The organism is Actinophytocola sp. (assembly GCF_009379765.1).
Taxonomy (GTDB): domain Bacteria; phylum Actinomycetota; class Actinomycetes; order Mycobacteriales; family Pseudonocardiaceae; genus Actinophytocola.
In genome coordinates this window covers 1-12,456 of sequence record NZ_WHTD01000221.1, presented here as the reverse complement: position 1 = coordinate 12,456, position 12,456 = coordinate 1, and the positions used below count along the sequence as shown (strand labels likewise).

Annotated in this window: 12 protein-coding genes and 1 pseudogene; 8 read left to right on the top strand and 5 right to left on the bottom strand. The window is 70.4% G+C overall.

The annotated features are described in order from the left end of the window. Positions 1–131: 131 nt before the first annotated feature. On the bottom strand, positions 132–791 hold the full coding sequence (locus GEV28_RS39320; RefSeq protein WP_291418966.1) for a response regulator transcription factor: 660 nt from the start codon (positions 789–791) through the stop codon (positions 132–134). Positions 792–1,287: 496 nt separating this feature from the next. After that, positions 1,288–1,419 (bottom strand): annotated as a pseudogene (locus GEV28_RS42875) (histidine kinase dimerization/phosphoacceptor domain-containing protein); the annotation flags it as partial. A gap of 256 nt (positions 1,420–1,675) precedes the next feature. Here GEV28_RS42875 and GEV28_RS39310 point away from each other — a divergent pair. Together GEV28_RS39310 and GEV28_RS39305 are read left to right on the top strand one after the other, a co-directional pair. Beyond that, complete coding sequence (locus GEV28_RS39310) at positions 1,676–1,861, top strand: hypothetical protein (RefSeq protein WP_291418961.1); 186 nt, start codon at positions 1,676–1,678, stop codon at positions 1,859–1,861. A gap of 817 nt (positions 1,862–2,678) precedes the next feature. Beyond that, a complete protein-coding gene (locus tag GEV28_RS39305) occupies positions 2,679–2,882 on the top strand; it encodes a hypothetical protein (protein ID WP_291418959.1) in 204 nt (67 codons plus the stop codon). A 1-nt stretch (position 2,883) separates the two neighbouring features. Here GEV28_RS39305 and GEV28_RS39300 read toward each other — a convergent pair whose 3' ends face one another. Further along, positions 2,884–3,201 (bottom strand): helix-turn-helix domain-containing protein, encoded by a 318-nt coding sequence (locus GEV28_RS39300; protein ID WP_291418957.1) that lies wholly within the window; start codon positions 3,199–3,201, stop codon positions 2,884–2,886. Positions 3,202–3,341: 140 nt separating this feature from the next. On the opposite strand from GEV28_RS39300, the gene GEV28_RS39295 reads away from it, so the two are divergent. Continuing rightward, positions 3,342–3,959 (top strand): hypothetical protein, encoded by a 618-nt coding sequence (locus GEV28_RS39295; RefSeq protein WP_291418955.1) that lies wholly within the window; start codon positions 3,342–3,344, stop codon positions 3,957–3,959. A gap of 110 nt (positions 3,960–4,069) precedes the next feature. Here the strand turns inward: GEV28_RS39295 and shbA are convergent, their stop codons facing one another. Both shbA and GEV28_RS39285 read right to left on the bottom strand, forming a co-directional pair. Then, complete coding sequence (shbA, locus tag GEV28_RS39290) at positions 4,070–4,711, bottom strand: RNA polymerase sigma factor ShbA (protein WP_291418952.1); 642 nt, start codon at positions 4,709–4,711, stop codon at positions 4,070–4,072. Positions 4,712–4,867: 156 nt separating this feature from the next. Next, positions 4,868–6,088, bottom strand: a complete 1,221-nt coding sequence (locus GEV28_RS39285) for an endonuclease/exonuclease/phosphatase family protein (protein WP_291418950.1) — start codon at positions 6,086–6,088, stop codon at positions 4,868–4,870. A gap of 148 nt (positions 6,089–6,236) precedes the next feature. Between GEV28_RS39285 and GEV28_RS39280 the strand changes: the two genes are divergently transcribed. The 5 genes from GEV28_RS39280 to GEV28_RS39260 all read left to right on the top strand — a co-directional run bounded on the left by GEV28_RS39280 (position 6,237) and on the right by GEV28_RS39260 (position 12,300). Then, positions 6,237–6,941, top strand: coding sequence for a TetR/AcrR family transcriptional regulator (locus GEV28_RS39280; RefSeq protein ID WP_291418948.1), 705 nt, complete (start codon positions 6,237–6,239; stop codon positions 6,939–6,941). Between the two features lie 79 nt (positions 6,942–7,020). Further along, the gene (locus GEV28_RS39275) at positions 7,021–7,917 is read left to right on the top strand and encodes a diiron oxygenase (RefSeq protein ID WP_291418946.1); all 897 of its coding nucleotides are present in this window, start codon (positions 7,021–7,023) and stop codon (positions 7,915–7,917) included. Between the two features lie 41 nt (positions 7,918–7,958). Continuing rightward, positions 7,959–9,137, top strand: a complete 1,179-nt coding sequence (locus tag GEV28_RS39270) for an RtcB family protein (protein WP_291418944.1) — start codon at positions 7,959–7,961, stop codon at positions 9,135–9,137. Positions 9,138–9,184: 47 nt separating this feature from the next. Then, complete coding sequence (locus tag GEV28_RS39265) at positions 9,185–9,793, top strand: MerR family transcriptional regulator (protein ID WP_291418942.1); 609 nt, start codon at positions 9,185–9,187, stop codon at positions 9,791–9,793. Then, positions 9,790–12,300, top strand: a complete 2,511-nt coding sequence (locus GEV28_RS39260; protein ID WP_291418940.1) for a VIT domain-containing protein — start codon at positions 9,790–9,792, stop codon at positions 12,298–12,300. Before GEV28_RS39265 ends, GEV28_RS39260 begins: the two co-directional genes overlap by 4 nt. Positions 12,301–12,456 lie beyond the last annotated feature (156 nt).

Here is a 12,456-nt window from a genome sequence, read left to right as displayed (position 1 = left end):
GATACTCGCCGCGACATACCGGGCCCGTCGTCCACGTTGATCCACAACGCGACAGACTCACAGATCGGCAGGTCAGACACATCACCGACACGCCTGACCTGTCCACCCCACCTCATGTGCGGAAGACGGGGCTAGCCGCCGTTCATCAGGCCTGTTCGCCAGGCCCATGCGGCGACCTCGACGCGGTTGCGGGCACCGATCTTCGCCTGCACCGCGGCGAGGTGCGTCTTGACCGTCGAGAGCGACAGGTACAGCTCGGTGCCGATCTCGGTGTTGGTCAGCCCACGCGCGGCCGCTTTCACCACGTCGCGCTCGCGCTCGGTCAGCGGCTCGGCGGGCGAGTCGCCCGCGGCCGGTGTCGGGGTCGTCGCCGCGAAGTGCCGCAGCAGCCGCACGGTGATCTGCGGCGACACGAGCGCGTCGCCGCGGTCGGCCGCGCGGACCGCCTCCAGCAGCAGCGCCGGGCCGGCGTCCTTGAGCAGGAACCCGTTGGCGCCGTTGGACAACGCCGCGTTGACGTACTCGTCGAGGTCGAACGTGGTGACCACGACGACCTTCAGCGGGTCGGTCACGCCAGGACCGGCGAGCACCTTGGTGACCTCGAGCCCGTCCATCCCCGGCATCCGGATGTCCAGCAGGCACACGTCCGGCCGCAGCTCGCGGGCGCGCCGCACGGCTGCCCTGCCGTCCGGGACGTCCGCGACCACCTCGATGTCGTCCTGCGTCTCCAGGATCATCCGGAACCCGGCCCGCACCATCTCCTGGTCGTCCGCGATCAGTACCCGGATCATTCCCCCTCTTTCCGCAGCGGCAGCCACGCCTCCACCGACCAGCCGACATAACCGCTCGGGCCGGCCTCGAACCGGCCGCCGAGCAGCTCCACCCGCTCGCGCATGCCGACCAGACCGTAGCCGCCGGACCCGCCGGCGGGGTTACCGGCCGCGTCGCGCCGTCGTCGTTGACCCGAAGGTGCAGGCCCTCGGCGTCGGTCACCACCCGCACGCGCACCGCGCTGGCCTCCGGCGCGTGCTTGCCGACGTTCGTGAGCGACTCCTGGACCAGCCGCAGTACCGAGCGGCCGACCTCGTGCGGCAGCTCCGCGGGCAGCGACAGCTCCAGCTCGACGGGCGGTCCGGTGAAGTGCTCGACCAGTGCGCGGATGTCCGCGTCGAGGTCGGTGGTCGCCTGCCCGGTCGCGTCGGAGCTGCCGGCGGTCCACGCCGCGGTGCCGTCCCGCAGGCTGCCGACGAGCGTGCGCATCGCGGTGAGCGCCTCGGTGCCGCTGTGCTCGATCTTCTCCAGCGCCGGCACCGCGACGCCCGGGTTCGTCCCGGCCACGAGCAACGCGGCCTGCGCCTGGACGACGATGCCGGTGACGTGGTGCGCGACGACGTCGTGCAGCTCCCTGGCCAGCGCCATCCGCTCGCCCTGCTGCGCGGAGGTCACCGCTGCCTTCACCGTCTGGTTGCGTTCCCGGTCCCGAGCCCGGAAGTACCAGCCGGTGGCCACCGAGACGACCAGCAGCAGGCCGAGCAGCAGCATGATGTCCGCGTCGGCGATGTAGTCGCCCGACGACCGGATGGCCAGCACGATCAGGTTGGCCGCGACCAGTGCCGCGGTGGCCCCGCCCGCCGTGCGCCGCGGCAGGTAGCGCACCGCGTAGGCGACCATCGCCATGCTCGCGGCCAGCCCGGTGAACGACAGCGGCAGGACCGGCCGGGCACCGATCCCGCTGACGGCCAGCGGGACGATCACCATCGCGGTGGCTCCGAGGAGGGCGAACCGGAACGGCGCCCGCGGCGCGAAGAACGCGCACAGCCCGGCGAGCCCGGAGCCGCCCAGCATGAGCACGTCGCTGTAGCCGACCTCGCCCGCCTCGACGAGCAGCAGCACCGCGAGTGCGGCGCCGAGCGGCCACTGCTTGCGGATCAGCGCGTCGGTCTCGGTCTCCACCCGCTGCTGGCTCGTGCGCCGCAGGTACGTGCCGATCGCGATCGACAGCATCAGCACGCAGAGCCCGAACACCAGCGAGCGGTAGATCTCGGAGTGGCCGACCAGGTCGTAGGGAATGCTGCAGAACCCGCCGTAGCAGGGGTTGCCGCGGGTCAGCATCGCGAAGAGGCCCGCGGCGACCAGCGCCACGAGGCAACCGGCGGTCACCAGCGGGGCGCAGCGCCACACCACCAGCACGACCAGTGCCGCGCCGGCGACGAGCTCGGACAGCACGATGCCGTGGATGCCCATGGACACCGGGTTCGAGTCGGTGGCCCGGATGACGTACGACGAGCCGACCAGCACGGCCGCGCCGGCGAGCGCGCCGGCGATCGGTCGGGTGAGCGCGAAGTAGGCGCAGAGGCAGAGCGCGAAGGCACCCGGCAGCGCCGGGAGCCCTTCGCTCAGGCTGCCCGAGCCGGCCAGCGTGAGATCGACCAGCAGCGCGGCGCCGAGCAATGCGGCCAGCCAGCGATGCGGCACCGGGATCGGTGTCATGCGCAAGAACGTATTGGACCGCCCACCCGGGCGCCTCGGCCAACTGGCGGGCGCGGGTCGGCCGATCGGCCAATGAGCCGGCCGCGTGCGGTGACCGGTCGGCCGGCGCACGGTGTCTGATCGACCGATCCGCCGCGTGCCCGCCCGGGGCGAAGCTGTGACCAGGACGTTTACCGGAGGTGGGAGAGATGGTGCAGGCAATCCTGGTGTGGAGCGGGGCCGTGCTGGCGATCGTTGTGCTGCTGTTGATGGCGCTCGGTCCGGTCATCGTCGAGGTCGATTCCTGGTGGTACGAGCGCAAGCTCGACCGGAAGCGGACGAAGAAGGCCGCCCCTGCCGGTTCGACGCCGCGCGCACCGGCGCAGGCGCCGGTCGCGCCGCGCGCCGCCTAGGTCAGTCGGCCGAGTCGAGCACCGTGGACACCAGGCCGGGGAACCTGGCGTCCAGCTCGACGAGGCGCAGGGTGTTCATGCGCAGCCGGCCGTCGTCGTACTGGTGGAGGATGCCGGCCTTGCGCAGGGCACGGAAGTGATGGCTGAGCGTCGAGGCGGCCACCGGGAGGCCGAAGGTGCCGCAGGCCCGGTCGCCCTCGGCGAGCAGCATCCGCACGATCTTGCGGCGGGTGGGGTCGGCGAGGGCGTGCAGCACGTCGTCGATCGCGACCGCGTCGATCTCGGGGTGGGAGATCGACGCCCATCGGCCCAACGGCATTCCCGACAGCCCTCTCAGTTCTCTTCGACAACTAAACGAAGACTCTATCTCCGGTCGGGACTATTCGATAGGTATCGAAACATCCTCGACCGGAGGTAGCAGCATGCGTATCCGTCTCGCCCTCGGACGCGCCCGGTCCGGTGAACATCGAGGAGGGCACCGCGACGGTCGTCCGCGACGCACTCGGCAAGCGTTGTGTGGAGGTCACCTTCGACGGCCGCCGGTACACCAAGAGCGGCGAGAAGCCGGCGGCGCCGCGCGAGTTCGTCTTCCTCTTCGACGACTCGATCAGCGTCAACGTGCTGTCGTTCCCGACCTGCGGCCGCGCGGTGCTGGCCGCGCAGGGGCCGGCCGGGTGCCCGCCCGGTTCGAAGGTCGGCACCGGCCGGGCCGAGTTCTACGGTGGGGGCGAGGCGGAGGTCGCGGTCTACAACACGAGGTTCGCGAACGGCATGCGCGGCGTGCTGATCACTGTCCCGGCGCTGGGCACGATCCTCGACAACACCCTCGAGCCCGTGCGGGGCACCTACCGGCGGAACTACACCTTGGGCCTGCACGAGATCGTCCAGCCGGACGGCGTGCCGCCGCAGGAGCGCGGTGCGACCTCCCGCTTCGTGGTCACCTTCGGTGCCACCTGGCACGGCCGCAGCTTCGTGGAGAGCCACGCGCGTGCCGGGCGCCCGCTGGACCTCGGCATCTGGAGCCACTACGTGACGGGCCAGGTCAACCTGACCGAGGGACAGGTCGCCCGCCCGTAGCGGGTCCGCGGCGCGGGTGGCCCTGGCCGTGTCACCCGCGCCGTCCCAGCGGCTGGTCGGTTCTTGATCGGCCCGCTCCGGCGATCAAACGCCCGACCACGTCGCGTCGCTCAGCGCGTGATCGCCCGCCGCAGCCGGTTGAGCGCCCTGTGCTGAGCGACCCGCACAGCGTCCGGCGTGGTGCCGACGGCCTCGGCGGTCTCCTGCGCCGACATGCCGAGCACCACCCGCATGATCAGGATCTCGCGCTGCCGGGGGAGCAGGGTGCGCAGCAGGCCACCGGTCCGCTCGACCAGCTCGCGGCGCAGTGTGGTCTCCTCCGGGGTCTCCTCGAGGTCGGGCATGTCAGGGGTGTCCGCCGTCGGCAGTGAGCGGTCCCTGGCGGCCGCGCGATGGACGTCGGCCACCTTGTGCGCGGCCACGCCGAACACGAACGACAGGAACGGCCGGCCGAGGTGGCGGTAGGTGGGCAGCGCCCGGAACACAGCCAGGCACACCTCCTGCGCGACATCGTCCGGCGAGTTGACCGGGCGCACGCGGCCCAGCTTGCCGCGGCAGTAGCGCACCATGATCGGGCGCAGGTAGGTGAGCAGTTCGTGAGTGGCGATCGTGTCCCCCGCGGAGGCGGCCGCTGCGACCGAGTCCACGTTGCCCCGGGTGACGGGTCGCGACCATGCCGTCGGCATGGGCTGGGCGGCAAGCTCGGCCTCGAGCTCGGCGAGAGCCGAGTCCGGCTCGACAGTGCACAACATCGCGCCTCCATGAGGGTGACCCCGCGGTTGTGGTCACACCAAGAGAGCACGCTCGGGGGCCGCAAATACGTCGCGTGCGAACTTGCGGCCCCCGGGAACGAACTTGTTGCCCTTTTGGGCATATGCCCAGAACAGGGCGTGCCTTGCCGGTTACCGTCAGCGGCGGGGGACCACTACGTCGACCCGGACGAGGTGGTGGTCGGAAGCGTCGTTGAGGCGGGCGAGCGGCGAGTCCGACCGCGGCCAGAACACCTCGCCGCCGACCGGGTGGAGCCCCGTCGACGGCAGCACGTAGTCCGCCCGAAGGTTGCCCGGCGCGACGTCGTTGAAGTCCGCGGTGTCGAAGTACGGGTTGCTGCGGTGGGAGGCGTTGGCGCCGCCCTGCTCGCCGGCCGCGAGGTAGCCGCCGATGCTGCCCGGCTTCGGGTCGATCACCCGCGGTGCGTGCAGCAGCTGCTGGATCGAGCCGGGCACGCTGTCGCCGTCGAGCGGGTCGGAGTTGTTGTCACCCGCGACGACGAACTTCTCGCCGGTCCGCAGGCCGCCCCGGTTGCCGTGGTCGTCGTAGACGTAGCGGCTCTTGCCAGGCGTGACGTAGTCGGCCCAGAACCGGATCTCGTCGTGGTTGCGCGTGCCGTTGCGGTCCTCGGCGCCGTCGAACGTGGGCGGGGTCGGGTGCGACACGAGGAAGTGCACGGTCGACCGGCCGACCCGGATCGGCACGTCCCAGTGCGACTTCGACGAGAGCCGCAGGATGTCGAGGATCTGCGGTGAGTACCAGTCACCCGGCGCCGCGGTGGCCGGGTCGTCGGGCAGCATCGCGCCGGGCATGTCCTTCCAGCGGAACTTCTGGAAGGTGCGGACCGAGCGCGTGTCGATCGGGTACTTCGACAGCACGAGCATCCCGTACTGGCCCTCGAACAGGCCGAAGCCGTGCGCGTCGTCGCCGGTGTCGGTGCGGCCGTCGCGGTTGAGGTCGAACCCGGTGAGCACACCGGTGTTGGACGGCGCGACGAACGCGTACGGGTAGCTGATCGGTTTCGCGCCGTTCTGACCCCGCTCCAGGTAGTTCTCCCGGAAGAGGTTCGCCGCGATGTTGTCCGGCACGTAGTCGAACTCGTTGATCAGCAGCACGTCCGGCCGGTTGCGCTGGACCACCTCGGCGACCTCGCGGGCCTGCGCGTTGTCCGGCGTGGACAGGTCGGTGACCAGCTGGCCCACCGCACCTCGGTTGAGCGAGGCGTTGAAGGTCGCGAAGCGGACCGGGTCGTGCCGGTCGCCGTGCTTGGCGGGGCCGGCCTGCGCCGCGGGTGCGGCGAGCACCCCGGCAGCCAGGGCCAACGCGGGCAGTAACAGGAGTCGTCGAGCTCGGATCATGATCCACCTCCAGGGTCGGCGCGTCACCCTGGCATGTCGCGGCCACGAACGGGTGATGCCCGAGTGAACACCGCGGGGTTGCGGCCTGCCAGCCCCCGGTCGACGGAATCCCGCAGGCCGAGCCGCGCTCCGGCGATACGGTGAGGTGGTGGCCGAATCCCCTGGCACGGTCGTGCGCACAGCGAAGAGCGAGACGACCCGGACCCTCATCGTCGAGACCGCGTTGCGCCTGTTCCAGGAGAACGGCTACGCCAAGACCACCATGCGCGCGATCGCCAAGGAGGCGGGAGTCTCCGTCGGCAACGCCTATTACTACTTCTCCTCCAAGGAACAGCTGGTCCAAGGTTTCTACGACCGGATAACCGAGCTCCACGAGCAGGCCTGCGAGGAGGCGCTGCGCACCGAGCGCGAGTTCGCCCCACGGTTGCGCGCGGTGATGCACGGCTGGATCGATGTGGCCGCGCCCTACCACGAGTTCGGCAAGCAGTTCTTCGTCAACGCCGCCGACCCGGACAGCCCGCTGAGCCCGTTCTCGGCCGACTCGAGCCCGGCCCGGGAGTCGCAGATCGCGCTGCACCGCCGGGTGCTCGACGGCTCGACGGTGAAGGTCGACACGGAGCTGCGACCCGAGCTGCCGGAGCTGCTGTGGCTCTACGAGATGGGCGTGGTGCTGTTCTGGGTGCACGACCGCTCGCCGAACTGCCGCAAGACCCGCCTGCTCGTCGACCGCACCGTGCCGCTCATCGATCGCGTGATCGGTCTGTCCCGGCTGCGTCTTCTCCGCCCGGTCACCAGGGAGATCGTGCAGCTGATCGGCGACCTGGTCCGGCCAGACCCCGAGCTGACGCCTTGACACGGCCGTTCCCTCGCGAGACCCTACCCAAGGTAACTGTTACGTGAGGTAACACTAAGCCTGGGGAGGATGGTCCACGATGGCCCGCGTGCTGCAACCCAAGGACCGGGAGGTCACTGCCGAGCGGCTGCTCGACTCCTCCGTCCGCAACTCCTACCAGCCTGATGTCGACGTCGACTGGGACGCGCCGCTGGTGGAGGGCAAGGGCTTCCTTCCCGAGCAGCGGGTCTCCCTGTTCGGCACCGAGCTCTGGGAGCGGTTGACGCCCGAGCAGCGGATCGAGCTCGCCAAGCACGAGCTCGGCAGCATCACGAGCGTCGGTCTCTGGACCGAGATCGTGCTGATGCAGCTGCTGGCCCGGTACGCGGCCGATCTCGACCCGCGCAGCCCGCACACCCACTACGCGCTGACCGAGATCGGTGACGAGACCCGGCACGCGATCATGTTCGGCAAGGGTCTGTCCCGGTTCGGTCTGCCCGCCTACGGCCCACCCAAGGTGGTCCGCTCGCTGTCGAAGGTGTTCGGTGCGGTCATCGGCGGTCCGGCGATGTTCGCCTCCGTTCTTGTGGTCGAGGAGACCACCGACCGGCTCCAGCGCTCCATGATCGACGACGACGGCATCCAGCCGATCATCCGGATGATCAACCGGATCCACGTGGTCGAGGAAGCGCGGCACGTGCGCTACGCACGCGAAGAACTGGTTCGTGGCCTGGACAAGCTGAGCCGTCCGGAGCTCGAGCTGCATCGGCTGGTGACGGCCGTGGTCGCCTATTCGGTGGTCAACATCATGGTTCATCCGGCCGTGTACAAGGCCGTTGGTCTTGATCCGCGAGAGGCGCGCGCGGCCGCGCTGGCTAACCCGCACCACCGCGAGGCCAGGCGGTGGATGGCCGAGAAGATCGTGGAGTTCCTCGACGAGGTCGGGATGATCGGCGGCCCGTCGAAGCGGATCTGGCGCAAGGCCCACCTGCTGTAAATACGTCGAGAGTTCGGATTTCGGCGCTTAGCCTGGGGATCATGAGCGCGACCACGATCCACGGGCGGCACGTCGACATTCGGCTGTGGGCTCGACCGGAGTCGGTCGAGCCAGAGGCGATGCGTCAACTGCACAACATCTCCGCCCTGCCGTGGACGTTCAAGCACGTCGCCGTGATGCCCGACGTGCACTACGGCAAGGGCGCGACGGTCGGCTCGGTGATCGCCATGCGGGACGCCGTGTCCCCGGCAGCGGTCGGCGTCGACATCGGCTGCGGCATGACCGCGGTCCGCACCTCGCTGCGCGCCGAGGACCTGCCTGCCGACCTCGCACGGCTGCGGTCCACTGTGGAGCGCGCGGTGCCGGTGGGTGCGGGCTCGCACAAGGCGACCGCGTTCACCGAGCGTGACGCGGGGGACTGGGACGGCTTCTGGCGCACGTTCGAGGACCTGACGCCGGCGGTGAAGGCGAACGCGGCCAAGGCTCTGCACCAGATGGGCACGCTCGGCGGTGGCAACCACTTCATCGAGATCTGCCTGGACACCGACAAGCGGGTCTGGGTTATGCTGCACTCCGGCTCCCGCGGCATCGGGAACCTCCTTGCGCAACACCACATCGAGGTGGCCCGCGGACTCGCGCACAACCAGTCGCTGCCCGACCCCGACCTCGCCGTGTTCATCGCGCGCACCCCGCAGATGGCGGCCTACCGGCACGACCTCTACTGGGCCCAGGACTACGCGCGACGCAACCGGTCGGTCATGCTGCGCCTGGTGTGCGACGTGCTGCGCAAGCAGTTCCCGCGGATGTCGTTCGACGCGCCGATCTCGGCGCACCACAACTACGTGGCCGAGGAGACCCATTTCGGAGAGGACGTGCTGGTGACCCGCAAGGGCGCGATCCGGGCCGGGCGCGGCGAGCTGGGTATCATCCCCGGCTCGATGGGCACCGGCTCCTACATCGTGCGCGGGCTCGGGAACCCGGACTCGTTCGAGTCGGCCTCGCACGGCGCGGGGCGGCGGATGTCGCGGACCAAGGCCCGCCGGCAGTTCACCGAGGCGGACCTGGCCGAGCAGACCGCGGGCGTGGAGTGCCGCAAGGACTCCGGGGTGGTGGACGAGATCCCGGGTGCTTACAAGGACATCGACGACGTGATCCGGAACCAGGACGACCTGGTGGAGATCGTCGCGAAGCTCAAGCAGGTGGTCTGCGTCAAGGGCTGACATGCTGCAATCTTGACAGTGTCATCGGAAACTGTCAAGATTGCAGCATGACCGACGAGCTGTGGACCATCGAGCAGCTCCCGGACCAGGTTGCCGCGTTACTGGCCGACAACTACGACGGCCAGAGCAACGGCCGGGTCCGGGAGCTGCCCAACGGTCGCACCATCCGGTGGTACACCACGATCGGGCTGGTGGACCGGCCGCTGGCCACCAGCGGCCGCACCGCCCGCTACGGGCGGCGCCACCTGCTGCAACTGGTGGTCGTCAAGCAGCTCCAGGCCGCGGGCCACACCCTTGCCGAGATTCAGGAGAGGCTGGTCGGCGCGTCCGACGGCCGGCTCAACGAGCTGGCCGGGCTACCGCCGATCGACATCGTGTCGTCGAGGCCCAACACCACCATCACCGGCAACTTCTGGAAGCACACGAACGCCCGCCCGACGGCCGAGGCCACGCCGGACGAGGACACTGTGAAGAACACTGTCACGAGAATGGTGCCGGGCATCCACCTCGGTGACAGTGTCACCGTGGTGCTGCACGCGGCCACCCGCGCACCCGATGCAGACGAGCTCGCCGCCATCGGGGAAGCCGCCGCACCACTGCTCGAGCTGCTCGGCCGGATGGGCCTGGCGCCTACCACAGGAGGGGAAAGCCGATGAGCATGCGAATCGACCTCATGGATGTCACCGAGGCGCCCAGCCGACCCACCGAGGACGACGGGCTGGGCTGCCTCACGACCGAGCGGGGAAACCTTCCGCTGGAGATCATCGACGTCCAGGCGGCCATCACCGGCCTCTCGTCGGGTATCCAGCTCACCCAGGGCTTCCGTAACCCACACGCCGAGCCGCTCGAGGCCACCTACGTCTTCCCGCTGCCGCCGCGCGCCGCGGTCACCGCGCTGCGCATGGAGGCCGACGGCCGGGTCGTCGAGGGCTTGCTCAAGGAGCGCGCCGAGGCCAGAGCCGACTACGACCAGGCCATCACCGAGGGCAAGCGCGCGTCCATCGCCGAGGAGGAGCGACCCGGCGTGTTCACCATGCGGGTCGGCAACATCATGCCGGGGGAGCGGGTCAGCGTGCACCTCACGCTGGCCGGCGCTTTGTCCTATGAGGACGGCGAGGCGACGTTCCGGTTCCCGCTCGTCGTCGCGCCGCGCTACATCCCCGGCACGCCGCTGGTCGACGGTCAGGTCGGCGACGGCGTGGCTCCCGACACCGACGCCGTGCCGGACGCGTCCCGCATCAGCCCACCGGTGCTGCTGCCGGGGTTCCCCAACCCGGTCCAGCTCTCGGTCGCGGTCGACATCGACCCGGCAGCGCTGCCGCTCGCCGGGGTCTCCACGAGCCTGCATGCCACGGCCACCGAGGACGGGCCGACCGGCCTGCGGGTCCGGCTCGAGCCGGGGGACCGGGCCGACCGGGACTTCCTGCTGCGCATGCGGTTCGCCGCCGACGCGATCAGCACGTCACTTTCGGTACTGCCCGACGGCGACTCCGGCGGCACGTTCGCCCTCACCGTGCTCCCGCCGGTCGTCGAGGCGCCGACCGGTGGCCGGGACGTGGTGATCCTGCTCGACCGGTCAGGCTCGATGGGTGGCTGGAAGATGGTCGCGGCCCGCCGCGCGGCCGCCCGCATCGTCGACACGCTCGGCAGCGCCGACCGGTTCGCCGTGCTGGCCTTCGACCACCAGGTCGACACGGCGCCGTCGTTGCCGGCGGGGTTCGTGGACGCCAATGACCGCAACAGGTTCCGCGCCGTGGAGTTCCTGTCCGGTTTGGACGCCCGCGGCGGCACCGAGATGCTCACGCCGCTGCGCCAGGCCACCAACCTGCTGCGTGAGTCGGCCGAACGCGACCGCGTCCTGGTCCTGGTCACCGACGGCCAGGTCGGCAACGAGGACCAACTGCTGCGCGAGCTGTCCAGTGGCCTGGCGGGTGTCCGCGTCCACACGGTCGGCATCGACCGCGCGGTCAACGAGGCGTTCCTGCAGCGACTGGCGGGTTCGGCCGGGCGCTACGAGCTGGTGGAGTCCGAGGACCGCCTGGACGATGCGATGCAGCACATCCACCGCCGCATCGGCGCGCCCGTGGTCACCGGCCTTCGAGTGGCCCCGGCGGGCCTCGCGGTCGACCAGGAGTCGATGGCACCGACACCACTGCCCGACCTGTTCCCCGGCGCTCCGGTCGTGGTCACCGGCCGCTACGCCGGCCGTGCGACGGGCGCCGTGACCGTGACCAGCGAGGGCGAGTGGCGGTCGACGGTGCCCGCGACGCCGAGTGACAACCCGAGCCTGGCGGCACTGTGGGCCAGGGCGCGAATCCGCGACCTGGAAGATCGCTACGTCGTGGGCTCCGGCGACCAGAACGCCCTGGAGAAGCGCATCGTCGACACGTCACTGAAGTTCGGTGTGCTGTCCCGATTCACCTCGTTCGTGGCGGTCGACCAGCGAGTGGTCAACGAGGGCGGCCAGGTCCACCGAGTCACCCAACCCGTCGACCTCCCCAGCGGTTGGGAGCCACCGGGTGCGCCGATGCAGTTCGCGGGAGGCTTCGCCGGCACGGCCCCGATGGCGGCCCGCATGCTCAGGTACGGCGCGGCCCCGGCCGCCTTCGGCGCGAGCGCGGAGTCGGTCTCCCGGATGCGTGGCTCCCTGAAGCGCCGATCCGCGGGCCCGAATCCCGCGATCCAGCCTCCGTTGCCGCCGCTCTCCGGCGGCCCACCCTCGGCGCCCGGCAGCCCGTCGCCGGCGCCCGGTGGCCCACCCATGGACGCGGTCACCGACGGCTCGGCGCTGGACAACGAGTTCGCGGGGGCAGTGCCGGTGCCTCCGGTGGTCCCACCCCCCGCGGCTCCCGTCACCATCGCGGACTTCGTGGTACGAGAGCTCAAGACCCTGCAGGCCGCCGCACCGGAGGACGTCTGGACCCGTGCCGGCATGCTCACGGCCCTGGCCGACCGCATCCGCGACTCGCTGCCCCACTGGAAGCTGACCGGCGAACCGGCCCGAACTCGCACGACGCTGAACACCCTCTTCGCCGACCTGTCCATGCCGACGTCAGACCCGGCGGAGGTCGACCGCCGCTGGCACCGGACGATCACCACCTTGGTGGCCCTGACGACGACCCAACCACCCCAGAAGTCCCGCCGCGCCTTCTGGAAGCGCTGATCCGCTGTCCCGAGGTGGTAGCTGTTCAGCCTTGGTGGCGTGATTACACGGCGGTGATGTCGGGGGTGAGGGCAGGCGGGAGCCACGCACCGGTGGTGAACAGGCGCGTCATCGCGTCAAGCGTGTCCAGACCCCACTTGGTTGCGGTGGACAGGT

Coding starts and splice junctions, on each gene's coding strand:
- shbA (WP_291418952.1), bottom strand. CDS start 4,711: ATGTTGTGCACTGTCGAGCCGGACTCGGCTCTCGCCGAGCTCGAGGCC.
- GEV28_RS39300 (WP_291418957.1), bottom strand. CDS start 3,201: ATGCCGTTGGGCCGATGGGCGTCGATCTCCCACCCCGAGATCGACGCG.
- GEV28_RS39270 (WP_291418944.1), top strand. CDS start 7,959: ATGAGCGCGACCACGATCCACGGGCGGCACGTCGACATTCGGCTGTGG.
- GEV28_RS39320 (WP_291418966.1), bottom strand. CDS start 791: ATGATCCGGGTACTGATCGCGGACGACCAGGAGATGGTGCGGGCCGGG.
- GEV28_RS39305 (WP_291418959.1), top strand. CDS start 2,679: ATGGTGCAGGCAATCCTGGTGTGGAGCGGGGCCGTGCTGGCGATCGTT.
- GEV28_RS39285 (WP_291418950.1), bottom strand. CDS start 6,088: ATGATCCGAGCTCGACGACTCCTGTTACTGCCCGCGTTGGCCCTGGCT.
- GEV28_RS39265 (WP_291418942.1), top strand. CDS start 9,185: ATGACCGACGAGCTGTGGACCATCGAGCAGCTCCCGGACCAGGTTGCC.
- GEV28_RS39275 (WP_291418946.1), top strand. CDS start 7,021: ATGGCCCGCGTGCTGCAACCCAAGGACCGGGAGGTCACTGCCGAGCGG.
- GEV28_RS39260 (WP_291418940.1), top strand. CDS start 9,790: ATGAGCATGCGAATCGACCTCATGGATGTCACCGAGGCGCCCAGCCGA.
- GEV28_RS39310 (WP_291418961.1), top strand. CDS start 1,676: ATGCTCGCGGCCAGCCCGGTGAACGACAGCGGCAGGACCGGCCGGGCA.